The 25,884-nt window shown below is 65.0% G+C and carries 24 protein-coding genes; 4 read left to right on the forward strand and 20 right to left on the reverse strand.

The genetic code is table 11. The annotated features are described in order from the left end of the window. Positions 1 to 67 precede the first annotated feature (67 nt). Both TNMX_RS01790 and TNMX_RS01795 read left to right on the forward strand, forming a co-directional pair. A complete protein-coding gene (locus TNMX_RS01790) occupies positions 68 to 673 on the forward strand; it encodes a hypothetical protein (protein WP_038028876.1) in 606 nt (201 codons plus the stop codon). Between the two features lie 105 nt (positions 674 to 778). Then, complete coding sequence (locus TNMX_RS01795) at positions 779 to 3,367, forward strand: valine--tRNA ligase (protein WP_038028947.1); 2,589 nt, start codon at positions 779 to 781, stop codon at positions 3,365 to 3,367. On the opposite strand, the gene TNMX_RS01800 is transcribed toward TNMX_RS01795, so the two are convergent. From TNMX_RS01800 to trpC, 5 genes are read right to left on the reverse strand one after another with little or no spacing between them, the layout of a single operon-like run. Continuing rightward, on the reverse strand, positions 3,351 to 3,914 hold the full coding sequence (locus TNMX_RS01800) for a hypothetical protein (protein ID WP_038028877.1): 564 nt from the start codon (positions 3,912 to 3,914) through the stop codon (positions 3,351 to 3,353). The genes TNMX_RS01795 and TNMX_RS01800 overlap by 17 nt on opposite strands. 3 nt (positions 3,915 to 3,917) lie before the next feature. After that, the gene (locus tag TNMX_RS01805) at positions 3,918 to 5,936 is read right to left on the reverse strand and encodes a DHH family phosphoesterase (protein ID WP_038028879.1); all 2,019 of its coding nucleotides are present in this window, start codon (positions 5,934 to 5,936) and stop codon (positions 3,918 to 3,920) included. Between the two features lie 45 nt (positions 5,937 to 5,981). After that, positions 5,982 to 6,296, reverse strand: coding sequence for a LapA family protein (locus tag TNMX_RS01810; RefSeq protein ID WP_015717381.1), 315 nt, complete (start codon positions 6,294 to 6,296; stop codon positions 5,982 to 5,984). Between the two features lie 4 nt (positions 6,297 to 6,300). Further along, positions 6,301 to 7,011: a 1-(5-phosphoribosyl)-5-[(5-phosphoribosylamino)methylideneamino]imidazole-4-carboxamide isomerase gene (hisA, locus tag TNMX_RS01815; protein ID WP_015717382.1), complete on the reverse strand. Its 711-nt coding sequence runs from the start codon at positions 7,009 to 7,011 to the stop codon at positions 6,301 to 6,303. Between the two features lie 4 nt (positions 7,012 to 7,015). Further along, positions 7,016 to 7,783, reverse strand: coding sequence for an indole-3-glycerol phosphate synthase TrpC (gene trpC / locus TNMX_RS01820; RefSeq protein WP_038028949.1), 768 nt, complete (start codon positions 7,781 to 7,783; stop codon positions 7,016 to 7,018). A gap of 55 nt (positions 7,784 to 7,838) precedes the next feature. On the opposite strand from trpC, the gene TNMX_RS01825 reads away from it, so the two are divergent. Further along, on the forward strand, positions 7,839 to 8,678 hold the full coding sequence (locus tag TNMX_RS01825) for a patatin-like phospholipase family protein (RefSeq protein WP_038028881.1): 840 nt from the start codon (positions 7,839 to 7,841) through the stop codon (positions 8,676 to 8,678). A gap of 3 nt (positions 8,679 to 8,681) precedes the next feature. Here the strand turns inward: TNMX_RS01825 and TNMX_RS01830 are convergent, their stop codons facing one another. The 6 genes from TNMX_RS01830 to TNMX_RS01855 all read right to left on the reverse strand — a co-directional run bounded on the left by TNMX_RS01830 (position 8,682) and on the right by TNMX_RS01855 (position 14,502). Further along, positions 8,682 to 9,107 carry a hypothetical protein gene (locus TNMX_RS01830; protein WP_038028883.1) on the reverse strand — a complete coding sequence of 142 codons (426 nt, stop codon included), beginning with the start codon at positions 9,105 to 9,107 and terminating at the stop codon, positions 8,682 to 8,684. Positions 9,108 to 9,111: 4 nt separating this feature from the next. Further along, on the reverse strand, positions 9,112 to 9,855 hold the full coding sequence (locus TNMX_RS01835) for an amino acid ABC transporter ATP-binding protein (protein ID WP_015717386.1): 744 nt from the start codon (positions 9,853 to 9,855) through the stop codon (positions 9,112 to 9,114). Further along, entirely contained in the window at positions 9,852 to 11,825 is a 1,974-nt protein-coding gene (locus TNMX_RS01840) for a TRAP transporter permease (protein WP_038028885.1), read from the reverse strand. The genes TNMX_RS01835 and TNMX_RS01840 overlap by 4 nt, the downstream gene beginning before the upstream one ends. 55 nt (positions 11,826 to 11,880) lie before the next feature. Continuing rightward, positions 11,881 to 12,831 (reverse strand): TAXI family TRAP transporter solute-binding subunit, encoded by a 951-nt coding sequence (locus TNMX_RS01845; RefSeq protein WP_038028888.1) that lies wholly within the window; start codon positions 12,829 to 12,831, stop codon positions 11,881 to 11,883. A gap of 61 nt (positions 12,832 to 12,892) precedes the next feature. Next, positions 12,893 to 13,681 (reverse strand): amino acid ABC transporter permease, encoded by a 789-nt coding sequence (locus tag TNMX_RS01850; RefSeq protein WP_028493034.1) that lies wholly within the window; start codon positions 13,679 to 13,681, stop codon positions 12,893 to 12,895. A gap of 56 nt (positions 13,682 to 13,737) precedes the next feature. Beyond that, positions 13,738 to 14,502 carry an ABC transporter substrate-binding protein gene (locus tag TNMX_RS01855; protein WP_038028892.1) on the reverse strand — a complete coding sequence of 255 codons (765 nt, stop codon included), beginning with the start codon at positions 14,500 to 14,502 and terminating at the stop codon, positions 13,738 to 13,740. Positions 14,503 to 14,701: 199 nt separating this feature from the next. Between TNMX_RS01855 and TNMX_RS01860 the strand changes: the two genes are divergently transcribed. Next, on the forward strand, positions 14,702 to 15,433 hold the full coding sequence (locus TNMX_RS01860) for a c-type cytochrome (protein WP_038028894.1): 732 nt from the start codon (positions 14,702 to 14,704) through the stop codon (positions 15,431 to 15,433). A 47-nt stretch (positions 15,434 to 15,480) separates the two neighbouring features. Here the strand turns inward: TNMX_RS01860 and glgP are convergent, their stop codons facing one another. From glgP to TNMX_RS01905, 9 genes are all read right to left on the reverse strand, one after another. Next, positions 15,481 to 17,937, reverse strand: coding sequence for an alpha-glucan family phosphorylase (glgP, locus tag TNMX_RS01865; protein ID WP_156919392.1), 2,457 nt, complete (start codon positions 17,935 to 17,937; stop codon positions 15,481 to 15,483). Between the two features lie 17 nt (positions 17,938 to 17,954). After that, positions 17,955 to 19,427: a TrkH family potassium uptake protein gene (locus tag TNMX_RS01870; protein ID WP_015717392.1), complete on the reverse strand. Its 1,473-nt coding sequence runs from the start codon at positions 19,425 to 19,427 to the stop codon at positions 17,955 to 17,957. Then, positions 19,399 to 20,736, reverse strand: coding sequence for a Trk system potassium transporter TrkA (gene trkA / locus TNMX_RS01875; protein WP_015717393.1), 1,338 nt, complete (start codon positions 20,734 to 20,736; stop codon positions 19,399 to 19,401). Before trkA ends, TNMX_RS01870 begins: the two co-directional genes overlap by 29 nt. Before the next feature lie 12 nt (positions 20,737 to 20,748). Further along, positions 20,749 to 22,053, reverse strand: a complete 1,305-nt coding sequence (gene rimO / locus TNMX_RS01880) for a 30S ribosomal protein S12 methylthiotransferase RimO (protein ID WP_038028903.1) — start codon at positions 22,051 to 22,053, stop codon at positions 20,749 to 20,751. A gap of 82 nt (positions 22,054 to 22,135) precedes the next feature. Beyond that, positions 22,136 to 23,011 carry a RodZ domain-containing protein gene (locus TNMX_RS01885; RefSeq protein WP_038028906.1) on the reverse strand — a complete coding sequence of 292 codons (876 nt, stop codon included), beginning with the start codon at positions 23,009 to 23,011 and terminating at the stop codon, positions 22,136 to 22,138. A gap of 4 nt (positions 23,012 to 23,015) precedes the next feature. Then, positions 23,016 to 23,861, reverse strand: a complete 846-nt coding sequence (locus tag TNMX_RS01890; RefSeq protein ID WP_038028908.1) for a pseudouridine-5'-phosphate glycosidase — start codon at positions 23,859 to 23,861, stop codon at positions 23,016 to 23,018. Positions 23,862 to 23,880: 19 nt separating this feature from the next. Then, positions 23,881 to 24,642, reverse strand: coding sequence for a DUF4388 domain-containing protein (locus TNMX_RS01895; RefSeq protein WP_015717398.1), 762 nt, complete (start codon positions 24,640 to 24,642; stop codon positions 23,881 to 23,883). Further along, a complete protein-coding gene (locus TNMX_RS01900) occupies positions 24,618 to 25,406 on the reverse strand; it encodes a fructosamine kinase family protein (RefSeq protein WP_038028912.1) in 789 nt (262 codons plus the stop codon). The genes TNMX_RS01895 and TNMX_RS01900 overlap by 25 nt, the downstream gene beginning before the upstream one ends. Continuing rightward, positions 25,384 to 25,875, reverse strand: a complete 492-nt coding sequence (locus TNMX_RS01905) for a low molecular weight protein-tyrosine-phosphatase (protein WP_019551309.1) — start codon at positions 25,873 to 25,875, stop codon at positions 25,384 to 25,386. The genes TNMX_RS01900 and TNMX_RS01905 overlap by 23 nt, the downstream gene beginning before the upstream one ends. Positions 25,876 to 25,884 lie beyond the last annotated feature (9 nt).

The following is a 25,884-nucleotide window of genomic DNA, read 5'->3' on the forward strand; positions in this document are numbered from 1 at the left end:
TTGGGCAAGGGGGGGACTCACAGTTTTCATCAAAACCCTCCCGAGGCTTGGGCTAATATGGATTCGCATGTACCCCGAGTGGCGGAAGCAACACTTCTTTGAACTCCACCTGGCCTGGCTGATTCAGGGACCCAGGGGCTACGACCTTCTCTTCAAGATCAATCCCTATAGCCTTTACAAAACCCGTGAGGAAGCTCTGGAGGCCGCCAAAACCCTCCTTAAAGGGGAGAGGCTGGACCAGGATCCCAAGGTGGGAAGGAACCAGGCTCCCGTGCTCCTTTCCCCAGAGGACCGCACCCGCTTCCTGGTCCTTTTGGAAAGCGGCAAGGCCCTTTTGCCCCTGGACCGTTATGCCCTTTTGGGGGAGATCGTCTTGGTGGAGGAGCGCCTTCTCCACCGGGCTCCCTTCCGGGACCCCAGCAACGTCCTCTATAGCCTCGAGGGGCTTCCCGTCCGGCTCCTCCACACACCCGTCAACGACCCCGAAGCGGATTCGAGGGAGGTATCCCAGGGGATCCTCCAGCTGGAACCGGAAGGGATCCGGGTGGGGGAAACCTTCCTGGCCATCCCTGGGGAAACCCCGATAGAGGGCCTGGCCTACGAGGATGCCTTCTTCGACCTGGGGGAGGGCCACTACTACCTCTATGCCCTTTCCAGCTCCACGCCCTCGTGAAGGGCCTCGAGGTCCAAGGTGCCCTCCGGGAAGGGCTACCTGGCCTTTCCTGCGCTAGCATCCCCTGAACGCACCCCACCCGGCTTGGGTAAACTATCGGATAGCATGGACCTACCCAAGGCCTACGACCCCAAGACCGTGGAACCCAAGTGGGCGGAAAAGTGGGCGAAGAATCCCTTCGTGGCCAACCCCAAAAGCGGCAAGACCCCCTTCGTCATCTTCATGCCACCCCCCAACGTGACGGGAAGCCTCCACATGGGCCATGCCCTGGACAACTCCCTACAGGATGCCCTCATCCGCTACAAAAGGATGCAGGGGTACGAGGCGGTCTGGATCCCCGGCACGGACCACGCGGGCATCGCCACCCAGGTGGTGGTGGAAAGGCTTCTCCTGAAGGAGGGCAAGACCCGGCACGACCTGGGACGGGAAGCCTTCCTGAAGCGGGTTTGGGAGTGGAAGGAGGAATCGGGGGGTACCATCCTAAAGCAACTCAAACGCCTTGGGGCCAGCGCTGACTGGAGCCGGGAAGCTTTCACCATGGACGAAGCCCGCTCCAAGGCGGTGCGCTACGCCTTCAGCCGCTACTACCATGAGGGCCTGGCCTACCGGGCCCCCCGCCTGGTCAACTGGTGCCCCCGGTGCGAGACCACGCTTTCGGACCTGGAGGTGGAAACGGAGCCCACCCCGGGCAAGCTCTACACCCTGGCCTACGAGGTGGAAGGCGGCGAACGCATCGCCATCGCCACCGTGAGGCCGGAAACCGTCTTCGCTGACCAGGCCATCGCCGTCCACCCCGAGGACGAGCGCTACCGGCACCTTATCGGCAAAAAGGCCCGCATCCCCCTCACGGACATCTGGATCCCCATCCTGGCGGACAGTGCCGTGGAGCGGGAGTTCGGCACCGGGGCCCTCAAAGTGACCCCAGCGCACGACCCCTTGGACTACGAGATCGGGGAACGCCACGGACTCGAGGCGGTTTCCGTCATCAATCTGGAAGGGCGTATGGAAGGGGAAAGGGTGCCGGAAGCCCTAAGGGGCCTGGACCGGTTTGAGGCCAGGAAAAAGGCCGTGGAGCTTTTCCGGGAAGCGGGGCACCTTCTCAAGGAGGAGGACTACACCATCCAGATGGCCACCTGCTCCCGCTGCGGCACCCCCTTGGAGTACGCCATCTTCCCCCAGTGGTGGCTTTCCATGAAGCCCCTGGCGGAAAAGGTGATCAGGGGCCTGGAACGGGATGAGATCGCCTTCGTACCCGAGCGCTGGAAGAAGGTAAACCTGGACTGGCTGAAGAACGTTCGGGACTGGAACATCTCCCGCCAGCTCTGGTGGGGGCACCAGATACCCGCCTGGTACTGCCAGGATTGCGGGGCGGTGAACGTGCCCCGGCCGGAGCGCTACCTGGAAGACCCCAGCACCTGCGAGGCCTGCGGGAGCCCGCGCCTAAAGCGCGACGAGGACGTCTTTGACACCTGGTTCTCCTCGGCCCTTTGGCCCCTTTCCACCCTGGGTTGGCCCGAGGAAACGGAGGACCTCAAGGCCTTCTACCCCGGGGACGTCCTGGTCACGGGCTACGACATCCTCTTCCTATGGGTGAGCCGCATGGAGGTTTCCGGTTACCACTTCCGGGGGGAAAGGCCCTTTAAGACCGTACTCCTCCACGGCCTCGTCCTGGACGAGAAGGGACAAAAGATGTCCAAATCCAAGGGGAACGTCATAGATCCCCTGGAAATGGTGGAGCGCTATGGAGCGGACGCCCTCCGCTTTGCCCTCACCTACCTGGCCACGGGGGGGCAGGACATCCGCCTGGACCTCCGCTGGCTGGAAATGGCCCGGAACTTCGCCAACAAGCTCTATAATGCCGCTCGCTTTGTGCTCCTGAGCCGGGAGGCCTTCCAGGCCAAGGCGGAAGAGCCCACCCTGGCCGACCGCTTCATGCAAAGCCGCCTGAGCCGAGGGGTGAAGGAGATCACTGCCCTTTACGAGGCCCTGGACCTGGCCCAGGCGGCCCGGGAGGTATATGAGCTGGTCTGGAGCGAGTTCTGCGACTGGTACCTGGAGGCCAGCAAGCCAGCCCTCAGGGCAGGGAATGCCTTTACCCTACGCACCCTCGAGGAAACCCTCGCCACCCTCCTGAAGCTCCTCCACCCCATCATGCCCTTCCTCACCAGCGAGCTCTACCAGGCCCTCACGGGCAAGGAGGAGCTCGCCCTCGAGGCCTGGCCCCAACCCAAGGCCACGGACGAGGAAGCCGAAGCCCGGTTTGAAGCCCTCAAGCAGGCGGTAACGGCGGTGCGGGCCCTGAAGGCCGAGGCCGGGCTTCCCTTGGCCCAGGAGGTGCGGGTCTACCTGGAAGGGGAAGCCACGCCGGTGGTGGAAAACCAGGAGGTCTTCCGCTTTCTGGCCCGGGCCGAGCTGTTACCCGAGCGGCCCAACAGGGCCCTGGTGAAGGCCATGCCCAAGGTGACGGTGCGCATGCCCTTGGAGGGCCTTCTCGACGTGGACGAGTGGAGGCGCCGGCAGGAGAAGCGCCTGCAAGAACTCCTGGCCCTGGCGGAAAGGAGCCAGAAAAAGCTTTCCGCCCCCGGCTTCCGGGAGAAGGCTCCCAAGGAGGTGGTGGAGGCCGAGGAGGAACGGCTTAGGGAGAACCTAGCCCAGCTGGAGCGCATTCGGGAGGCCCTCAGCCAAATAGGGTAAGCCGGGGGTCTTGGGCCTCCCCCGGAGCCTCGGCCACCGCCTCGGCCCGGCGCAGGTTCAGGGTGACGAAGGGGAAGGTTTCCAAAGGTTCCAGGTCCACGATGGGTTTGTTGGGGGTGAGGACGTACAGCTTGGCCTCGAGGAGGATCTGGAAGGGTTTGGTTTGGGAAAGATAGTCGGAAAGCCGGACCCCCCGGGGAAGCAGAAGGTCGCCCGCAAGGAGGTAATCCCCATAGAGAAAGGCAAGCCTCCGCCTTTCCAAAAGGGACGGGCTGGTACGGGGCTCGCTGGGCTTCCCACCCACCACCCACTGGATCCGCTCCTTGCGCAAGGCCAGGAATCCGGTGCTGGCCTTGAGGTCCTTGGCCTCCGGGGGATGGGTGTAGCCCGGGGTGTAAAGGAGGGCGCCAGTGACCGGAAGATAGGGCTTCTCCTGGTTCAAAAGATCGGCGGTGCCCGCCCCGGGCACCAGGTAGATGAGCCCGTAGACCCGGTAAGCCTGGGTGTAGATCCTGGCCTCATGTACCTCTCGGGGCTGCTTGTACATCCTTCACCCCCTATTCGGCAATGCATCTGCCCTATCGGGCAAAGCCGCCCAGTAGGCCAACAAGGCCTCGCTGAAAAGGGGGGCATGCCCCCTCTGGTAAGCAAAAAGGAGTCTCTGGGCCACCAGGGCCCTAAGCCGCTCCTCGTCCATGGGGAGCATGAGTGGAGCCAGGAGCTTGGCCCGGGCACCCGCCCCCAGGGCCACATACACCGGACCGCGGGGAACCCCCACGGGGATGGGGGGTATCCCTAGCCAAAGCGTAGCTTCCTCAGCGCTTACTAGGCGAAACCCCGCCCTCTTCACATACTCCAGGCCCTCGGGGTTATCCTCGGGAACGTATACCCCCTCCCCCATCCTGGCTCGGGCCAAGGCCTCGGGCAAAGGAATGGGATAGGCAAAGGGCTCCACCCCTCCCTCAAGCTCCCCGGGCTCGCGGAAGTCCAGGGCCTGGGCCTCATAGGACACGGTACCGTTCCAGCGGTTTTCCACCAGTAAGACGGCGGCTTCCAACTCCGAGGGCATAGCGGCCGCCCGCTCCCCCATGCGCCAGGCCACCACCCTAACCCCCTGCAGGCGGAAGGCGAGGTGCTTCCCCTCCCCCATGGACCGGGCCTCCTCCGGGGAGCCTTGGAGAAGGAAAAGGGGCTCGGGATTCCCTTCCCCAAAGGGCTCTAAGGCCAGCAAGGCTTGGTGAAGCTCCGGAAGTGACGTCAAAGGGGGTAAAAGCCCTACAAGGGGCACTTCCCGCACGGGGTCGGGGAAGGAGGCGGCAAAGGCCTCCACCCGCTCCTTAAACCGGGGGAAATAGGCCTCATCCACGGCAAAGCCCGCAGCCTCCCGGTGGCCTCCATAGCGGAGAAGAAGGTCCTCGGCACTCCTTAAGGCCTCCACGGCGCTGATGGGGAGGAGGCTTCGCACCGTGCCCTTCCCCTGGGCCACGATGAAGACCGGGCGCAAGGTGGCCTCGAGGATCCGGCTCGCCACGATGCCCATCACCCCCGGATGCCCCTCGGGATCGTGCAGAACGATGGCCTTGGCCTCGGGATCCGCCTGGGGAAGAAGCCTTTTAAGCATCTCCTCCTCTATGGCCTGGCGGCGGGCGTTCAGCCGGTTCAGCTCCTCCACCAAACCCCTGGCCTCCTCCTCGTCCTCCGTGAGGAGAAGCCTAAGGGCTTTCTCCGCCTCCCCCAGGCGGCTTGCCGCATTGATGCGGGGGGCGATGCGGAAGGCCACCTCCCCAGCTTTGCCCGAGTACCCCACGGCCTCGGCCAAGAGCCTTAAGCCCACCCAGGAGGAGGCGGAAAGCCGGGCCAAGCCCTCCCGCACCAAGGCCCGGTTCCACCCCCAAAGGGGGGCCACGTCGGCGATGGTGCCCACCGCCGCCAGGTCGGCGTACTCCAGGGGCGGGGGCAGGCCCAGCCGCTCATGGAGGGCCCAGAGGAGCAGGAAGGCCACCCCGGCCCCCGTGGGGTGCTCCTTAAGGTCCGGGGTGTAGGCGGGATGGAGAATGACACCCGGCGGCGGGGTATCGCGGGGCGTGTGGTGGTCGGTCACCAGAACCTCCACCCCGTTTTCCACCAGCTCCCGAAGCTCGGCATGGTTGGCGATGCCGCAGTCCACCGTCAGGAACAGATCGGCGGCTTCCAGGTGCTCGGGGATGCGCTTGGGGTGGACTCCATACCCTTCCTCGAGGCGATGGGGGATAAAGGGATGCACCTCCGCCCCCAAGGCCCTGAGGCCCCGCACCAGGATGACGGTTCCGGTGAGGCCATCCGCATCGTAGTCCCCGTGGATGCGGATGCGCTTCCTCCCCTCTAGCGCCCAAAGGAGAAGCTCCACCGCCTCCTTCAGGCCCCTGAGGGGAAGAAGGCCCAGGGAAGGCTTCAGGTCCTCAGGGCGGCGCACCCCCCGGTGCCAGTAGGCCAAGGCAGCCTCCGGCCCCACCCCAAAGGCCTCCATCACCTCCCGCCACTCCTTCAAGGGCGGCAAGGGGAGAAGACGCCAGCGCACCCGGTCCTTCATATAACCCCTTAAGCCTCCCTTCCCTATCCCCCAGAGTGGGGATCGCTACACCTCTTCCCGATCGGGGATTCTGGGAATCTCCTCAATGCGCTCCCGCTTTAAGGCGTTGACCTCGCCCTGAAGCCGCCGCACCTCCCTGAGAAGGGCGCGCCTTTCCCCCACGCCCCAAAGCCAAAGAACCAGGGCATACACTCCCCCCACCAAAAACCCCAGGGCATAGGCCCCCGGAAGAAGGTAGTAAAGGGGCCAGGAACCCAAGGGCGTGGGCACCTCCAGGAAGGGGAAGGCCAGGTACAGGTAAAACCCCGCTCCCGCCACCCCCAGGGTGACGAGGAGAAACACCCAGTGGGCCAGCTTCATGGCCTTAGAATACCCCCTCTTTGTAGTCGGAAAGGCGCACGCGCCCCTCGTATAGGGCCTTGCCCAAAAGGGCACCCTCCACCCCCAGGCGCTTTAAACCTAAAAGGTCCTCCGGGCCAGCGATCCCCCCGCCCGCGATGAGCTCATGGGGCCAAGCCTCCCGCACCCGGGCCACCACCTCCAGGTCCAAGCCCTTCAGGGTCCCATCCCGCCGGACATCGGTGTAGATCACCGTGCGCACTCCCATGGCTTCCCAACGCCCAAGGAGGTCCAGGGCGGAAAGGGAAGCAGCCTCCTGCCAACCTGAGACCACCACCTCGAGGCCCCGGGCATCCAAGGCCACCGCTAGCCTTTCAGGCCCCACCTCCGCCAACATGGCTTCCAAGAGAGCAGGATGCTTCACCGCCACCGTGCCCACCACCACCCGGGAAGCCCCCAGCAGGAGGATCTCCCGGAGAACCTCCAGGGAACGCACCCCACCCCCCACCTCAAAGGGAATGCGTATCCCCTGGGCGATCCGCCGGAGGGCCTCGAGGTTATCCCCCTTTCCCAGGGCCCGGTCCAGGTCCACCAGGTGCAGGAGCCTGGCCCCCTCTTCCTGCCAGCGCAAGGCGGCCGCCACCGGATCCCCGTACGGGGTTTCCCGCCCCGGGTCCCCCTCGTAAAGCCGGACCGCCTTGCCCCCCTTCAGGTCCACGGCGGGAATCAGCAACATGGGGCTATCCTACCAGCGCCCTCAGGGCTTCCTCCAGATCAGGGCTTTTCATGAGGCTGGTGCCGATGAGCACGGCGTCGAAAAGCCCCTCCAGGGGCCTCAGCTCCTCCCGGCGGGAATAGCCCGACTCCGCCACCAAGACCCCGCCAAAGCCAGCCTCCCGGGCCAAGCGGCCAAGCCTCGGGGCCGTGGTGAGGTCTATCTGCAGGGTGGTGAGGTTCCGGTTGTTGATGCCCACCATCTCCGCCCCCGCCTCGAGGGCCAGCTCCAGCTCCCTTTCCGTGTGCACCTCCACCAGGGCATCCAGGCCAAGGCGCCTCGCCTCCTCCAGGTAGACCCCGGTGAGTTCCCCCAAAAGGGCCACGATGAGGAGAACCGCGCTGGCCCCGTAGGCCCTGGCCTCCTTGAGCATGAAGGGATCCACCACGAAGTCCTTGCGCAGCAGGGGTAGGTCCACCGCCTGGCGGACCCTAAGAAGGTCCTCGAGGCTGCCCCCAAAGTAATGGGGCTCGGTGAGGACGCTGATGGCCCGGGCCCCGCCCCGCTGGTAGGCCAGGGAAGCTGCCACGGGATCCAGCGCCCTTATGGCCCCTTCCGAGGGGCTCGACTTCTTCACCTCGGCGATCACGGAAAGCCCTGGCTGAAGCAGGGCCTCCCGGAAGGAAGGCACCGTCTCAGGCGCAGGGGGAAGGGGATAGGGAACCACCTCTTCCGCCCGCCTGCGGGCAATCTCCCCTAGCACACCGGGAACCCTACTCAAGTGGGGGCGCATGCCCTCGTTATACCATGCCTTCATAGGATGCCTTTTTACGTGTAGGGTAAGGATTGTGCGAGGGGTAGCCTTGGCCTTAGGAGGCGGCGGCGTTCGCGGGTACGCCCACCTGGGGGTGCTGGCGGTTTTGGAGGAAGCCGGAATACCCATCCGAGGCCTTGCGGGAAGCTCCGCCGGTGCCTTGGCGGCCGCCGCCTACGCCTTCGGCCACAAGGATCCCTGGAGGGTTCACGAGGCCATCTTTGACCAGGAGATCGCCGGGCTCCGCCAAGGGGGAAACCTCCGCACCCTGGCCAGGCTCTTCACCGCCTTCCGGCGCCCCCATCTTTTTGAAGCGGAAAGGATCGCCCTGGGGTTACAGCGCCTCTTCGGAGAGGCCCGCCTCGAGGCCAGCTCCATCCCCTTAGCCATCCAGGCGGCAGACCTCCTCACGGGGGAACGGGTAATCCTCCGCCAGGGCCCGGTGTGGAAGGCGGTTCTCGCCAGCATGGCCATTCCTGGCCTCTTCCCTCCCGTGCCCTGGGAGGGAAGGCTTTTGGTGGATGGGGACGTGGTGGAAAAGGTGCCAGTGCGGGCGGCCAAGGAGCTTTTCCCCAAGGTGGTGGCCGTGGATGTATCCAACCCTCCACCTAAGGAAGGGCCAAAAACGGCCCTGGAGGCAGCGCTTTTAGCCGGGGAGGCGAGCCGCAGGCGCCTGAAGGACCTGGCCCTGCAGGAGGCTGACCTGGTCATCGCCCTCAATCCCCCCATGGCCATCGGCACCTTCGACCACGAGGCCCTCCCCTTGGTCTACCAGCTCGGGCAGAAGCGGGCCAGGGAACACCTCGAGGGGATCAAAGCCCTGTCCCGGGTGCGCCTAAAGGATGTGGCCCGGGTCCTGAGGCTTTCCCAATAGAAACTACTTTCTGGCCAGCAAGGCCCGTTCCGAGCGGTACCAAAGGTACAAAAACCCAAGGGCCCCGAGGAGAAAGAGCAGAAAACCTCCTGGCCAAAGGAGGAGGCCCATCACCCCCAAAAAGAAGAAGAGGGCTCCCCCCAAACCCACCACCCGCAAGGGGGTGAGGGGCTCCTCCCCCTCCCGTTGCCAACTGGCCTCCGCCTGAAAAAGAAGCCATAAACCGCCTCCCAGGGCCAAGGCCCAAAGCAGGGGGTGGGATGCCCGGGGCACCACCCAGGCCAGGAGAAGGAGCACCCCCCCTTGAAGAACCAGGAGGAAACCCGCATAAAGCCTAAGGCCCCGAAGGCGCAAGGAAGAAGGGGCCTTCGGATCCAGGAGGGCTTCCAAAAGCCCCCAAAGACCTTCTTTGCGCTCGGGTGCAGGCATGGATCTAGTGGTGCAAGACGCGTTGCAGGAAGGCCCGGGTCCTCTCCTCCCTGGGAGAGGAGAAGATCCCCTCTGGCCTCCCCTCCTCCACAATCTGACCCCCGTCCATGAAGATCACCCGGTCCGCCACCTCCCGGGCAAACCCCATCTCGTGGGTCACCACCAGCATGGTCATACCCCCTCGGGCCAGGTCCCGCATCACGTCCAACACCTCCCCCACCATCTCCGGGTCCAACGCACTGGTGGGCTCGTCAAACAGCATCACCTTGGGCTCCATGGCCAAGGCCCGGGCAATGGCCACCCGCTGCTGCTGGCCCCCGGATAGCTGCCCCGGGTACTTCCTCGCCTGGTCCAGGATTCCCACCCGCTCCAAAAGCTCCAAGGCCTTCCGCTCCGCTCGCTCCCGGGACCAGCCCCTCACCCGCATGGGGGCCAGGGTGATGTTCTCCAGCACCGTCATGTGGGGGAAGAGGTTGAACTGCTGGAAGACCATCCCCACCTCCCGCCGCACCTCCTTGAGGGCCCGCTCCTCCTTCACGTTGTGGCCGTCCACCACCACCTCCCCCTCCTGGAAGTCCTCCAGGCGGTTGATGCAGCGGATCAGGGTGCTCTTCCCCGAGCCCGAGGGGCCGATGATCACCAGCTTCTCCCCAGGGGCCACCTCCAAATGGATCCCCTTCAGCACATGCAGGGTACCGAACCACTTGTGCAGGTTGTGGATGCGGATGATGGGGTCCACCGCCTTCATTTTCGCACCCGTTGCATGGCGTAGACCAGGAGGAAGAGGGCCAGACCGATGGCATCCGTGAGAAGACCCGGTATCACCAAGGTGAGGGCCGCCGCCATGAGCAGGGCCCTCTCCAAGAGGGTGGTGCGCTTGTGCAGGAAGCCCACCAGGCTGGCGCTGAAGGCCGTCATGCCCAAGAGGGCGGAAAGAACGATCCACACCCCCTCCACCACGCTTTCCACCCCCAAAAGGAGGAGCTTGGGGCTGAAGAAGAACATGTAGGCGAGGAGGGCGGTGCGAAGCTCGTACACGAAGCCCTGAACCGCCGTCTTCCAGAAATCGGACCTGGCGATGGCGCTGGCCGCGTAGGCGGCCAAGGCCACCGGGGGCGTGGAGTCCGCCATGATGCCGAAGTAGAAGACGAACATGTGGGCGGCCACGGGCGGCACCGCATAGCCCGCTTTCTCCGCCAGCTGAAGCACCACCGGCACCACCAGGGAGGCCATAACGATGTAGTTGGCAGTGGTGGGAAGGCCCATCCCGAGAAGGAGGCTGGTGAACTGGGCCAGGATGAGGACCAGGATCAGATTCCCCCCCGATAAGCGTTCCACGATGTCCGTGAGGCCAAAGCCGATCCCGGTCATGGTGACGATGCCCACGATGACCCCAGCGCTGGCCGTGGCCAAGGCGATGCCCACCATGCCCCGGGCGCCCGCCTCGAGGCCCTCCAGAATGAGCCTTCCCCCCCTAAGAAGGCCGAAGCCGAGCCCGGTTCCCGCCCGATAGGCCCGCCACACCTCCTGGACCAGGATGAGGACCAGCATGAGGAAGATGGTGTTCAAGGCTGCCCGCTCGGGGGTCAGGCGCAGGGCCACCAGGGCGTAGATCAGGTAGACAAGGGGCAGGAGGTAGTGAAGGCCCGAGCGCAGAATAGGACCCACGGGGGGTAGCTCCGACCTGGGTACCCCCTTGAGGCCCAGCTGCAGGGCCTCGAGGTGCACGGTGATGAAAAGGGTGGCATAGGCCAGAATGGCGGGGATGACCGCGATCAGGATGAGCTGGCTATAGGGGATGCCCAGGAACTCCGCCATGATGAAGGCCGCAGCCCCCATGACCGGAGGCATGAGCTGCCCGTTGGAGGAGGAGGCCACCTCCACTGCCCCGGCTTTCTCCGGCGGATACCCCACCCGCTTCATCAAGGGGATGGTGAAGGTGCCCGTGGTGACCACGTTGGAAACGGAACTTCCCGAAACCACCCCCGTGAGGGCGCTGGCCACCACCGCCGCCTTGGCGGGCCCCCCGCGGAAGTGGCCCAACAGGGCGTAGGCCAACTGGATGAAGAAATGCCCCGCCCCAGCTTTTTCCAAGAGGGCGCCAAAGAGGACGAAGAGAAACACAAAGGTGGCGGAAACCCCCAAGGGTACCCCCCAGATGCCCTCGGCGGTGGTGTAGAGCTGCCCCATGAGCTGCCCCCACTGGCTGCCCGCATGGAGCTGGAGCCAGGAGGGAAGGGTAAAGGGCAGAAGCCCCTTGGGCCCGGTAAGGGCGTAGAGGACGAACACCGAGGCAATGATGGGCAGCGCAGGCCCCACCACCCGCCAGGCAGCCAGGAAGAGAACCCCAAGGGTCAGGGTCCCCATGAAGACATCCCGCTGGCTGGGGATACCCCCCCGGAGCTGGGTGATCCCGTAGTAATCCCAGACCACGTAGAGGGCCCCGGCTACTCCCAAGAGGGCCATGCCCCAGTCCAGGAGGGGAATGCGCTCCCGTGGTCCCCGCCTCCCCGGGTAGGCCAAAAAGGCTAGGGCCAAGGCGAAGGCCAGGTGCACCGCCCTGAGCCGCATGGGGTCCAGGGTACCCAGCTCGGTGGCCCAAAGCTGAAAGAGGCTCCAGGCCACCCCCAGGCCGAAGAGCATATACCGGCCCGCCCCCTTGGGCCTTCGCCCCCCTATCTCGGTTTCCTCCACCAAAAGCGAGGCGTCCTTCTCCATACTTCCTCCAGGCAAAGGGGGCCCCAGGCGGGGCCCCCTGGGCTCAGCCAGGAGCCTACTTGAGGACTCCTACCTCCTTGTAGAACCGCTCCGCACCAGGGTGGAGGGGAATGGGCAGGCCCTTCACCGCCTTCTGCAGGCTGAAGAAGCGCTCCAGGTTGGGGTGGATCTTCTTGAAGGCCTCCTGGTTGCCGAACACCGCCTTCATGAACTTGTACACGGTATCGGCGGATAGCTTCTCCGAAGCGATCAGCATGGCCTGCACCGCCACCGTGGGCGTGGTGACCTCCACTCCCTTGTAGGTACCCCCGGGGATGTTGAAGCCCACGTAGAAGGGGTACTTCTTGGCGATGGCCTGGATCTTGCCCAGGTCCACCGCCACCAGGGTGATAGGGGTGGTGAGGGCCAGTTGCTGGATGGCGCTGGCCCCCAGGCCCACCGTGTAGAAGAGGGCATCCGCCCGCTTATCCTGCATGAGCTGGATGCCCTGGGTGGCGCTCACCCGGATGGCCTGGCCCAGGTCCTCAAACCGGAGGCCGTAGGCCTCGAGGATCTGCCGGGCATTTTGCTCGGTACCCGAGCCCACATCGCCCACCACCACCCGTTTGCCCTTGAGGTCCGCCACGGTGCGGATGCCCGCATCCGCCCGGGCCACGATATGGATGACCTCAGGGTAAAGGGCCGCCAAAGCGCGGATGCCCTTCACGGGCTTCCCATCGAAGGCAGCGATGCAACATCCCTGATAAGCGTAGTAAGCGATGTCGTTTTGCGCCAAAGCCATCTCGAACTCCCCGGCGGCGATGGCGTTGATGTTGGCCACGCTGCCCCCGGTGGAGCGGGCGTTGGCCCGAATGCCCACACCTGCATCGTTCACCAGCTTGGCCATACCCGTGGCCACGGGAAAGTAGACCCCCGTGGTGGAACCCGATCCGATGGTGACGAACTCCTGGGCTAGGCTCAAGCCCAGGAAGGCGATCCCTGCCAATAGCGTAGTCCTTATCCGCATAACCTTACACCTCCTTTATGCCGCAGGCAGTATACCCGTAGCCCCTTCCCCTCCACAAGCCCTACCTCCCCGCCACCTGGAGCCTCCGCTCCAAAAGGTTTGTGAAGAAGGTGAGCACGGTGGTCAGGAGGAGGTAAATGGCCGCCACCGCCAGGTAGACCTCCACGGGCCGGAAGGTAGCCGAGATGATGCGCTGCCCGGAGAGGGCCAGCTCGGTAAGGGCGATGACGCTGGCCAGGGAGGAATCCTTGAGAAGGGCCACCACGTTGTTGACCAAGGGAGGTACCACGATGCGCAAGGCCTGGGGCAGGATCACGAAGCGCATGGTGTCCGCCGGGGAAAGCCCAAGGGACCAGGCCGCCTCCCACTGCCCCTTGGGAATGGCCTGGATGCCCGCCCGGACCACCTCGGCGTTATACGCCCCCACGTTGAAGGAAAGGGCGATGAAGGCCGCCCAGTAGGGGGTGAGAACCTGCTGGGCCTCGGGCCAGAGGGGCTGAAGCAGGAGGGGCAAGGCATTGTAGGCAAAGAGGATCTGCACCAAAAGGGGCGTGCCCCGGGTAACCCAGATGTAAAAGCTGGCGGGAAGCCGCACCCACAAACGCCGGGATAGGCGGAACATCCCGGCGAATACCCCGATGACCAGCCCTGCCAGGCTGGAGATCAAGGTGAGCTTTAAGGTGATCTCCGCACCCAAGGCCATGGCCTGGCCTGCGGAAGCCGCCCGGTCAGGTCCAAAGCCAGTAAGAAGGAAGTAGCGCTCCAGCACCACGCCCAAAAGGGCGAACAAGCCGAAATACCCCCCAAGTAGGAGGGCCAGGAGCAAGAAGACCCGCAACCAAGATGGCATCTTCACGGCAGGAAAAGGGCCCAGGGCAACCCCTTCACCCCGGGCCCGGGACTGGCTTACTTACAGCGCACGTCCTCGCCGAACCACTTCTTGCTGATCTGGGCGTAGGTACCGTCCTTCATCAGGTCGGCCAGGGCCTGGTTAAGAGCCTGGAGCACGCTCTTATTGCCCTTGGCCACGGCCATGGCCACCCTTTCCTGGAAGACCAGCTCCCCAAGCTGGAGGGTATTCTCCAGCTTCCGCTCCTTGATGGCCTCCTTGGCCACGAACCGGTCCGTGATCCAGGCGTCCAGGCGGCCCGAGAGGAGGTCCTGAAGGGCATCGGGATCCTTCTGGTAGGTGCGGACCTGCTTGATGCCGGGAATCTTCTGAGCAGCTTCCATATAGGTGGTGCCGATCTGCACCCCCACCACCTTGCCCTGAAGCTCCTTGGCCGTCTTGGGGCCTCCCTTCTTGCTCACGATGATGCCGCCCGTGCAGTAATGGGGGTTGGTGAAGTCCACGGCCTTGGCCCGTTCCTCGGTGATGCCGTGGGAGGCGATCACGAAGTCAAACCGGCCCTGGTTCAGCTGGATAAGAAGGCTATCAAAGGCCTGGGTGATCCATACGGGCTTCAGCCCCAGTTTTTGGGCTATGGCGTTGCCCAGGTCGATCTCAAACCCCACCAGCTGGTTCTTCTCGTCAAAGTAGTTGAAAGGGGAGAAAGCCCCTTCCGTGCCGATGCGGATCTCGCCCGAGGGCTTGATCTGGTCCAAGGTCCGCACCTGGGCGAAGGCCACGGCCAACCCTAGTACCCCAAGCAGCAAAAGAATCCTTTTCATGCTCACCCTCCCTGATGCACGGGCCGATTATACCGGGTGCGCCTTGGGGGTCAAGGGAAAAGGGGAAACCACCTGGATGCGAGGCTTCCTCAAGCAGGGTGCCAGTTTATGGGAGAGCTCGAGGAGCGCTTAGGACATACGTCCCATAGGACCCGTGCCATACTTTAACTGCCCCACCATGGGGGAAAGGAGGTAGGATATGCGCGGGTTCTGGTTTGTAGCCCTTTTATTGGGGAGCCTGTTGCTGGCGGCGCAGGGGCAGACGGGCATCGATCCCTGGAGGATCCAGCGGGGCGGGCAACTCTACGATCACTGGATCAAGGCCAAAGGCGTGCAAACCCCGGCGGGTGACCACCCCCTTTGGGCCCTCCAGACCACCAATACCCGGAAGGGCACCGACACCTGGCGGTGCAAGGAGTGCCACGGCTGGGACTATCTGGGTAAGGATGGAGCCTATGGCTCTGGATCCCACTACACGGGATTCGTGGGGGTGCTGCAGGTCCGGGGCAAGACCCTCGAGGAAATCGTTTCCCTCCTGAAGGGCGCCAGCAACCCCAAGCACGACTTCAGCCCCTACTTGAGCCAGGAGGACCTCGAGGACCTCGCCCTTTTCCTCAAGTACGGCACCCTGGACATGCGTACCTTGATCGACTACAAGGCCAAAAAGCCCCTCCGCGGGGATCTCGTGGCGGGGAAGGCGGTGTACCGGGTCTGTGCCTCCTGCCATGGCCAGGATGGCCGGGCCATCAACTTCCTCACCCCGGAAAACCCTGAATACGTGGGTACCTTGGCCAAGGAGAACCCGCAGGAAGTCCTCCACAAGGTCCTGAACGGCCAACCCGGGAACTTTGTCATGCCCGGGTTCTCCTTCCTGAGCCCTGCCCAGCTCCAAGACCTCCTCTCCTACCTGCAGACCCTACCGGAGAAATAAAGCAACCGCCAGCGCCCCCACCCTGGCTTTGCCAGGGTGGGGTGGCCTTAAGCCCACCGCACCCACTCCACCCGGCCCGTCACGGGATGCCTGAGGGCCATGCGCACCCCGTAGGCGTAGCTTCCCGGCCGGGAAGGGCGGTAGGCCACCTCGAACCATCCCGAGGCCTCCTCCATGGGCACCACTTCCAGCCCCCCGCCTGCGCGGCGCACCACCAGCTGGACCTCGAGGAAAGGCCTTAGGGCCTCCGGCACCTCCCCCTCCAGGTAAGCCCGCGCCCGCAAGGGCTCCCCATTCAAGGTCAGGTCCCCTGGAACCTCCACCCGGAGGGCCAGGCCATAAAAGGCAGGCAGGGCCTGGTGGAAGGCGCGCAGCACCTCCTCTTCCCCTCTGGCCTTCCCCGCCCACTCCTGCCCCCTTTGGTAAAGGGCCAGGTACTCCCGCACCATGCGGGCGGCGCTGAACCTCGGGCCCACGGTGCGGAGGCTTTCGTGGACCATGGAAAGCCACCCTGAGGAGTAGCCCTCGGGCCCCTTGGCGTAGAAAAGGGGAAGCACCTCCCCCTCCAGCACGTCGTACAGGGCCTGGGCGTCGGCCATGTCCTGGGCTTCCTCGTTCTCGTAGACCCGTTCGTCGCCGATGGCAAAACCGTTCTTTCCGTTGTAGGCCTCAGCCCACCAACCGTCCAGGACGCTTAAGTTCAAGACCCCGTTCAACGCCGCCTTCATCCCGCTGGTGCCCGAGGCCTCCATGGGCCTCCGGGGAGTGTTGAGCCAGACATCGCTGCCGTGGACCAAAACCCGGGCCAGGTACATGTCGTAGTCCTCCAGGACCACCATGCGGTCCTCGAGGCCGTACTCCTTGATCCTGGCCACCAGCTCCTGGAGGTAAGCCTTGCCGGGCTCGTCCTTGGGATGGGCCTTACCCGCAAAGACAAACTGCACGGGATAAGGGCCCTGGAGGATGCGGAGGAGGCGCTCGGGATCCTTGAACAGCAACACGGCCCGCTTGTAGGTGGCGAAGCGGCGGGCGAAGCCGACGGTGAGGGCCTCCGGGTCCAGGAGGCGCTCCGCCTGGCGGAGGCGGCTTGGGCTTTCCCCGTTCCTACGGCGTTGCTCGTAGAGGCGGGAGCGCACCTCCCGCACCAGCTCGGCCCTGAGGTCCCGGTGGATGCGCCAAAACTCCTCCCCCAACCCCTCCACCCTCCAGGTGGCGGGGTCCTCAGGATGCCGCAGCCAGTCAGGACCAAACACCTCCGCGTAATGGCGGCGTAGCCTGGGGTGGAGGAAGGTCCAGGTGTGGACCCCATTGGTGATGTGGCCGATGGGCACCTCCTCCCGCAAAAGCTCCGGCCAGAGGTGGTGGAACATCTCCCGGGAAACCTCCCCGTGGAGGCGGGAAACCCCACCCGCCTGGGCGCTGGTCCTAAGGGCCAGGTTGGACATGGAAAAGACCTTGCCCCAAGGCTTCTCCTCGAGGCCCAGGGCGAAAAAGCCCTCCTTGTCCACGCTCAGCTTTTCCCAGAAACCCAAGAGATACCGTTCCACAAGCTCCAAAGGAAAGGCGTCGTGCCCCGCGGGTACCGGGGTATGGGTGGTGAAAAGAGCCCCGGCCCGGGCCAGTTCCAAAGCCACCGGGAAGGTGTACCCCTCGGCCACCAGCTCCCGCACCCTCTCCAGGCCCAGGAAGGCCGAGTGCCCCTCGTTCATGTGGAAGACCTGGGGGTTAAGCCCCAAGGCCCGTAGCAGCCTGATCCCCCCGATCCCCAAGACCATCTCCTGCTGGATGCGCATCTCGAGACCGGGAGCATAAAGCCTGGCGGTGATGGCCCGATCCTCCGGGGCATTTTCCGGAAGATCGGCGGTGAGGAGGTATACGGGCACGGCACCCACCTGCACCTGGAAGGCCCCAAGCCAAACCGTACGCCCGGGAAACTCCACCCCCACCCTTAAGGGATGTCCCCCCCGGTCCTGCACGGGCAGAAGGGGTAGCTCTTCCGGATGCAGGGTTTCGTACACCTCCACTTGGGCTCCCTCCGGGGAAAGGCGCTGGTGGAAATAACCCTCGTGGTAGAAGATCCCCACCCCCACCAGGTTCAAGCCCAGGTCGCTGGCCGCCTTGATGTGATCCCCGGCCAGCACCCCAAGCCCCCCCGCATAGATGGGTAAGGAACTGTGGAAGCCGTATTCCGCGGAGAAATACGCGGTAGGAGGCCCTTGCTTCTCCTCCCGCTCCTTCAGGTAGGCCTCCAGGGCCGCCACCACCGCTTGGACCCGGGCGGGATAGGTGCTCCCCGCCAGGGCCTCGAGGCGGGCGGGGTCCACCTCCAAAAGCAACTTGACCGGATTGCCGCGGAAAGGCTTCCAAAGCGAGGAATCGATCTCCTGGAAAAGCTCTGCCGCCTCCGGATTCCAGCTCCACCACAGGTTATAGGCCAGCTTCCTCAAGCCCCTAAGGGCCTCGGGAAGCTCAGGCATGGCGGTAAGGCGCCCCAGTACCCTCATGGGGTGGATTATACCCTTCACCGAAGCCGCCGCCAGAGCTCCGGGCTGAAGAGGAGGACCACGGGAAGGATCTCTATCCGCCCCGCCCACATCTGGAAGATGAGGACCACCTTGGAAACAGGATGGAGTTCCGCATAGGAACCCATAGGGCCCACCGTCCCCAGCCCCGGCCCGATGTTGCCGATGGCCTGGGCGCTGGCGGTAAAGGCCTCCACAAAACTCCCCTCCAAAAGGGCCAGGGTCAGGGTGCCGAAGCCAAAGAGAAGGGTGTAAAGGAAGATGAAAACGGAAACCTGCCGCAAGGCCTCCTCGGAAACCACCCGCTGTCCCAGGCGCAGGGGAAGGACCGCCCTGGGGTGCAGGGTGCGGGTGATCTCCCGCCTGAGAAGCCCGAAAAGCAAAAGCCAGCGCACCACCTTGATGCCCCCCGCCCCCGAGCCCGCGCTTCCCCCCACGAACATGAGGAGCACCAGGATGGCCTGGGCCGGCACCACCCACTGGGCGAAGTCCACGCTGGCAAAACCCGTGGTGGTCACGATGGAGATCACCTGGAAGAAGGCATGGCGGAGGCTGGCCTCGAGGCTGTACATGTGGTGGGTGTAGAGGTAAAGGGAAAGCAGTAAACCCGCAAGGAGCACCAGCAGGGCATAGGCCCGGAACTCCGCATCCCTGAAGAGGGGTTTGACCTCCCGTCCGAAGAACAGCCGGTACTGGAGAAGGAAGTTCACCCCCGCCAGGAACATGAAGAGGCTACCCAGCCACTGGGCCAGGAGGGGGTAGGCGGCAAAGCTTTGCGGGTTGGGGCTGAACCCTCCCGCCGGGGTGGTGGTGAGGGCGTTGGCCAAGGCCTCAAAGACGGGTACGCCCGCCCACCAGTAGGCCAGGAAGGCCAAGGCGGTCAGGGTCAGGTACACCCGCAAGACCGCCTGGGCGGTGTGCCGTAGCCTGGGCGTAAGCTTCTCCTTCTCCACCCCCGTGCTCTCGGCGAAAAAGGCCTGGCGGCCCGCCACCTGAAGCTGGGGAAAGACCACCAGGAAGAGCACCACGATGCCGATACCCCCCATCCACTGGGTGAAGCTTCTCCAGAGAAAAAGGCTCTTGCCAAACTGCCCGAAATCCGAAAGCACCGTGGCCCCGGTGGTGGTAAAGCCGGAAACCGCCTCAAAAAGAGCGTCCAGGTAGTCCAGCCCCCCCGAGATCCAGTAGGGTATCGCCCCCAAGGCGGGCACCAAAAGCCAAAGCAGGGCCACGGCGGCAAAGACCTCGGCCCGGTGCGGCTGGGCCTCCGCATGCCCCACCCCCTGCAGGGCCTTGCCCAACCCCACCCCCAGCACCGTCCCCAAAAGAAACCCCCGGGCGTCCTCCCCCCAGCCCAGGGCCAGGAGGGCGAAGGCCAGCATGAGAAGGCCAAAGCCCTGGTAGGTAAGGCCCAGGAGGTAGAGGCTGGAGCGAAACCCCTGCCTAGCCGACGACACGGGCCACGGCTTCATCCGCCACCTCCCGGGCCACCACCAAAAAGAGCCGGTCGTTGGGCAGGGCCTCGAGGTCCTCGCGGTAGAGCATCACCCGATGGTCCCGCTCCAGGGCCACCGGGGCCACCTGGGGCGTGGCCAGGGTGCTCAGGTACCGGGGCCTGAAGTTCTCCGGAAGCTCCACCTCCAGCAGCTCGATGTTCTCGTCCATGGTGGACACATGCTCCACGTTCTCGGGTCCCAGGTAGTCCAAGACCGCCCGCACCGCCGCCTGGCGGGGCGTGAGGGGCAGGTCTATGCCCACCTGCTCAAAGAGCCTTCGGGTTTCCGAGCGGGACACCCGGGTGATCACCTTACCCACCCCAAGCTGCTTGGCCAGGAGGGAGGCCAGGAGGTTCTTCTCGTCGTTGTCGGTCACCGCCACCACCGCATCGGCTTCCTGCAATCCCTCCGCCTCCAGAAGCTCCAGGTCGGTACCATCCCCTTGGATGATGAGGGCACCGGGAAGCTCCTGGGAAAGCCACTCGCACCGTTCGCGGCTGGGCTCGATGATCACCACCTCGAGGCGCCGCCTTAGAAGCTCCTGGGCCACCATAAAACCCACGTTTCCCCCACCGATGACCATCACCCTGCGCACGCCCCGCCCCGTGGCGAAGTAGGCCTCCAGCTCAGGGAAAGCCCTTAGGGTGGTAACGAAAAGGATCTTGTCCCCGGGCTCCAGGATGACCTCGGGATACTCCGGGTGGGCGAAACTCCAAAAGGTTCCATCGCGCACCAACCCCACCACCAGGACCCCCTCCGGCCAGGGAAGCTCGGATAGAAGCCGGTGGGCGTAGGGCCCTCCTTCCTTCACCCGGTACTCCACGAAGCGGAGCCGCCCCTCCGCCAGCACCTCGGTGTCCACGGCTCCGGGAACCAGGATCACCTCCACGATCTCCCTGGCCATGGCCCTTTGCGGCCAGAGGACCTTATCGATGCGGGTACCCAGGATCTCGGCGGTGCGGGGATCGGTGAGCACCTCCACGTACCCTCCCTTGCCCACGAAGCACAGGGTTTCCTTGGCCCCAAGGCCCTTGGCCAGAAGGGAGGCCAGCAGGTTCACCTCATCGGAATCCGTGCTGGCGATGAAGAGGTCCGCCCGGTCCACCCCGGCCTCCCTAAGGGCATCGGGGTCGGTGGCCCCGCCCACCACCACCTTCACGTCCAGATGGGCGAAGCGCTCCTTGGCCTGGGGGTTGCGGTCCAGCACCACCACCTCATGGGCTTTTTCCAGGGTGCGGGCCAGTTCCCCGCCCACCTCCCCGCCCCCGGCGATGACGATGTACATACCGCTCCTATCCTAAACCTGGACCCCGTAAAGGTCGTAGGTATCCGCCCGGGTTATCCGAACCGGGATCCTCTCCCCCACCCGGGCCGTGCCGTCGGTTTCCACGTAGACCAGCCCGTCTATTCCCGGGGAATCCCGATAGCTCCGGCCCACGGCCAAGCCGGGCTCCGGAAGCTCGTCCACCAGGACCTCGAGGGTCTTCCCCACGAAGCTTTGGTTCTTTCGCAGGCTGATTTCCGCCTGCACCTCCATGAGCCTGGCCTTCCGTTCCTCCTTGACCTCCTCGGGGACATGGCCCGAAAGGGCGTTAGCCTCAGCTCCCTCCACTGGGGAATAGGTGAAGACCCCCACCCGGTCCAGCTCCGCCTCCTGCAAAAAGTCCAGGAGGATCTGGAAGTCCTCCTCCGTCTCCCCCGGGAAGCCCACGATGAAGCTGGAGCGGATGGCGAGCTCCGGCACCACCTCCCGCCAGGCCTTTAGGGTCTTCAGGTGGCTTTGGTACCCCCCCGGTCGGCGCATGAGGCGGAGGATTCGCTCCGAAGCATGCTGAAGGGGCACATCCAAATAGGGAAGCACCTTGCCCTCGGCCATGAGGGGCAGAAGCTCCCGCACGTGGGGGTAGGGGTAAACGTAGTGAAGCCGTATCCAGGCTCCAAGCTCCGCCATGTGGGAAAGAAGGTCCTTAAGCTCCGCCTTCACCAGGCGGTCACCCCAGAAGCTTTCCCGGTGGCGGAGGTCCACCCCGTAGGCGGAGAGATCCTGGGCGATGAGGAGGAGTTCCCGGGTGCCCGTGGCCACCAGCCGGGCGGCCTCCGCCAGGACCTCCCCGGCGTCGCGGGAGCGCAAGCCTCCCCTCAGCTTGGGGATGATGCAGAAGCTACAGCGGTGATCGCATCCCTCGGAAAGCTTCAGGTAGGCGTAGTGCCGGGGAGTGAGCTTCACCTGGGGCGGGATGAGGTCCAAAAGAGGGTTGCGGGGTGCGGGAAGCACCTCCTGCACGGCCTGCAAAACCCGCTCCACCTCCCCCGGGCCGGTGACTTCCAGCACATTGGGGTACCTCTCCCGGATCACCTCGGGCCTGGCCCCCAGGCATCCCGTCACCACCACCTTGCCGTTTTCCCGCAAGGCCTCCCCGATGGCCTCGAGGCTCTCCTCAACGGCCGGGGTGATGAAGCCACAGGTGTTCACCACCACCAGCTCCGCCTCCTCGTAGGTGGCGCTGGTTTCGTAGCCGAGGGCCTTAAGCCGGGAAAGGATCTGTTCCGAGTCCACCAGGGCCTTGGGGCAGCCCAGGCTCACAAAGCCGATCTTCGCCATAGACCTCCAGGAGCCCCATCAGCCCAAAGGGCCATCCTCGGGGCTCCAACGAACCAGTATAGTCCCCTTCCAAGCTTCCGCATCAAGGCGCCTCAAAGCGGCGGGTAAGGGGCTTCCCCGGCTCCCCCAAGGGCCCAAGGTCCTTGCCATCCAGGAAAACCCGCACCGCCCCGGGATTCCCCGAGCGCACCTCCACCGGAAGGTCAAAGCTAAGCTCCGCACCCACCTCGGGGATGCCCTCGTACAGGCTCTTCTCCCCCTGGGTGACCCTGAGCCAGCTCCGGCCCTCGAGGCGAAGCACCAGCTTCCCCGGGGAAACCTCCACTTGGGGATTGGAAGAGGTGGGCGCAGGGGAAGGCCTGGGAACCAGGCGGTAGCTTAAGGAGAGGTTCCGGTCCAGGTTCACCTCCTCCTCCACCGGCTCGTACCCGGGTAGCTCCAGCCTGAGAAGGCGCCTGCCTCCTTCCAGGGGTGGCGAGGCCAAGGGCGTCTGACCCAGGTAGAAGCCATCCAGGTACACCCGGGCTCCCGGGGGCTCGCTCACCACCCGAAGCCCGTAGCGCTCCGGAGGCTTGGGCGGGGGCTCAGGGGGCAGGCTCACCGTCTGCACGGGCGCTGGACGCAAAACCAGGTAGGCCCCATACCCTAAGGCTCCCAAGAGGGCCAAGGCCAGCAAAAGCAACCAGGGGAAAGGGCGCCGGGAAGCTGGCGGGGGTGGGGGAGGAAGGGTGGGGGCCAGGGGATAAAGGGCCAGAAGGGGCTCGGGATCCAGCCCCAGGAGAAGGGCGTAGCGCCGGAGGTATCCCCGGGTCAAGGCTGGCTCGGGAAGCTCCTCAAAACGGCAGGCCTCGAGGGCCTCCAGCACCTTGGCCTTCAAGGCCAACCGCGCCGACGCCTCCTTAAGGGAAAGCCCCTTCTCCTCCCGGGCCCGCCTTAACCTTTCCCCCAGTTCGCACACAAGGCTATTCTAGCCCGGCAAAGGCCAGGGCCACCCGGGCCGCCAGGCGGGCGTTTTCCAGGAGAAGCCTCTCGTTGACCCGGTCGGTCTCCCCTTGGGAAAGCTCGGAAAGGCGCCTCAGGAGGTAAGGGGTGAGGGCCTTGCCAAACACCCCTTCCCTGGCCGCTTGGTGGTTGGCCTTCTCCACCCAAAGGGCCACCTCCTCGTAGGGCAGGCCCTGGGACACCGGGTTCACCAGGAGGACTGCCCCTAAGCCCAGCTCCCGGGACTTGCGGAGGATCAAGGCAGCCTCGAGGGGAGTTTCCACCCGGGCGGGCACGGGGAAGGGGGAAGAAGGGGAAAAGAAGGCGGGCAGGCGGTCCGTGCGGTAGCCCACCACGGAAACCCCCAGGGTTTCCAGGCGCTCCAGGGTGGCCCTCAGGTCCAAGATGGCCTTGGGCCCGGAGGAAACCACCAGGATGGGGGTGCGGGCAAGAGCCAAGAGATCGGCGCTCTCGTCAAAGGGCTCGGGATGCACTCCCCCGATCCCCCCGGTGGCGAAGACCGCTATCCCGTGGCGGTGGGCCAGGTGGACCGTGGCCGCCACCGTGGTCCCGGCGCTTTTCTTCTGGACCAAGAGGGCAGGAAGGTTCCAGAGGCTCGCCTTCTCCGCACCCCCCTGGGCCAAGGCCTCCATCTCTTCCGGGGAAAGGCCGAGGCGCACCTCTCCCCGCACCAGGGCGATGGTCTTGGGGATGGCCCCTTCGGCCCGTACCGCCTCCTCCAGGGCTTTAGCGGTGCGCAGGTTCAGGGGGTAGGGCAACCCATGGGTTAGGAGAGCGGACTCCAGGGTCACCAACGCTTCCGCCATGGGGGAAGGATACCATGCTTCACACTTCCGGCCACACCAAGACCTCCTCCCCCACCTGAAGCCCGTGGAAGAGAAGCAGCTCCGGCGCAAGGCGGATCTCCACCCCTAAGCCCTCCGCACCTTCCACAAGAAGGAGTACTTCTTTCTGGGCCTTCGCCCTTACCCGCTGAAAGGGGCCGTAATGCTCCCGCCAAGAGGAAAGCAGCAAGGCATCCACCTGCGCCCCCTGCCGCCCCAGGGCCACCCGAAGCCGGGCCGTGCGCGGCACCCGGGGGAATACCTCCACCAGGCGCAGCCGGGCCAGGTGGCCCAGGCGCCTCAGGACCTCCCCCAGGGACAGGGCCAGGCGGGAGGCCAGGTCCAGGGGGCTTTGGCCACTGCCCAGGGCCAGGAGGAGGGAAAGCTCCACGGGGTCCAGGGTGCTTTGGACCGCCTGGGCCCGGGACCCCGGCCGCACCAGGTCAAAGGGACCCACCTCCACCCGCTCGTCCAGGAGGCGGATCGCTTGCAAGAGGTAGGCCTCGAGGGGGCCTTCCAGGGAACTCAAGGGAGGGCGCACGGCAAGCAAGAAGCGAAAGCGCCCCTCCTTCAACGCCAGCACCTCCAGCAAGGCCTCCTGCCCCACCTTCTCCCCGAACACCGCATGGACGGGCCGGCCCTGCTCCAGGTAAACCTCCCCCCTTCCACCCCCTGCCTCCACGGCAAAAACCCCGGTCTTCCCCCCCTGGGCGAGGAGTTGCAGCCAGTCAATGGGACCTAAGAGGCGGAAATCGCCTTCCATAGGGAACCGAGGTAGCCCTTGCCGAAGAAGTGCACGTGGGCCAGGAGGTAGTAGACCTGGTACTGGGGCAGGGCCTCCTCCACCTCCTCCGGAATGGGGTATAGTGCCTGGTAAGCCTGCCAGAAAACTTTGGGAAACCCTCCGAATAGGCGCATCATGGCCAGGTCCACCCCCCGCTCCCCCACGAAAAAGGAAGGATCCAAGAGGGCAGGTCCCTCCGGGGTAAACCGAAGGTTGCCGTGCCAAAGATCCCCGTGCAGGGGTGCAGGCCCCTCGGCGGGCAGGGGCCTCTGAAAGAGGGCTTCCACCCTGGGACCAAGGCCCTCGAGGCGGTCCCAAGTGGCCTGCAAGAGAGGCTCTATGCGCCGCGAAAAGAAGAACTCCGTCCACTCCCTCCCCTCCCCGCCCGGCAGGGGAAAGGTGCCCAAAAACCCCGCCTCGGCCCGGTAAACCGCTTCGCGCTGGCGGTGTAGCCCCGCCAACATGCGGGCCAGGCCCTCCCAATCGGGTGGTCCTTCCGGCAGATATTCCAGGATCAATCCCTCTTCCGAGGCAAAGAATACCCGGGGCACCCGCACCCCCCGCTCGGCCAGGGCCTTAAGCCCCCGGGCTTCCGCGGGGAAGAGGCCTAAAGGTGGGTTCGGCGCAAGCTTCACCACATAGGCCCCCAGGCGGTATACCCGGGAAATATCCCCACCGTAGAGGGACTGAGGCACACCCTTGGCCTCAAGCCCCGCCCGTTCAAGAAGTTTCCTGGGGTCCATCCTCCCCCAAAAGGCGGTCCAGGAAAGCCCTGGCAGCCGCTTCCACCATCCAGTAGACCTCTTGGCAGTCCTCCAGGTCCCCGTAGTACGGGTCCGGCACCTCCCCCCCGCCCAGGTAGTCCAGGAGGAGGTGGACCTTCTCCCTGGCCTCGGGGAAACGCCTTTGCACCTCCACCAGGTTCTCCCGGTCCATCACCAGGATGTGGTCGTAGTGGAGGGCATCCTCCCGGGTCATCTGCCGGGCCACATGGGGAAAGTAGGCCCCTTCCCGCTCCAGCACCTTGCGGGCCCGGGGATCCATGGGCTCCCCGGCGTGCCAAGCCCCCGTGCCGGCGGAATCCACCTCAAACCGGGCCTCGAGGCCCCGCTCCCGGATGAGTTTGCGGAACGCTCCTTCCGCCATGGGGCTTCGGCAGATATTCCCCAAGCAGACAAAAAGCACCCGTACGGGACGGTCCATGCCTCCCATGATAAGCAG

The organism is Thermus sp. NMX2.A1 (genome assembly GCF_000511705.1).
In the GTDB taxonomy this organism is placed as follows: Bacteria; Deinococcota; Deinococci; order Deinococcales; family Thermaceae; genus Thermus; species Thermus scotoductus.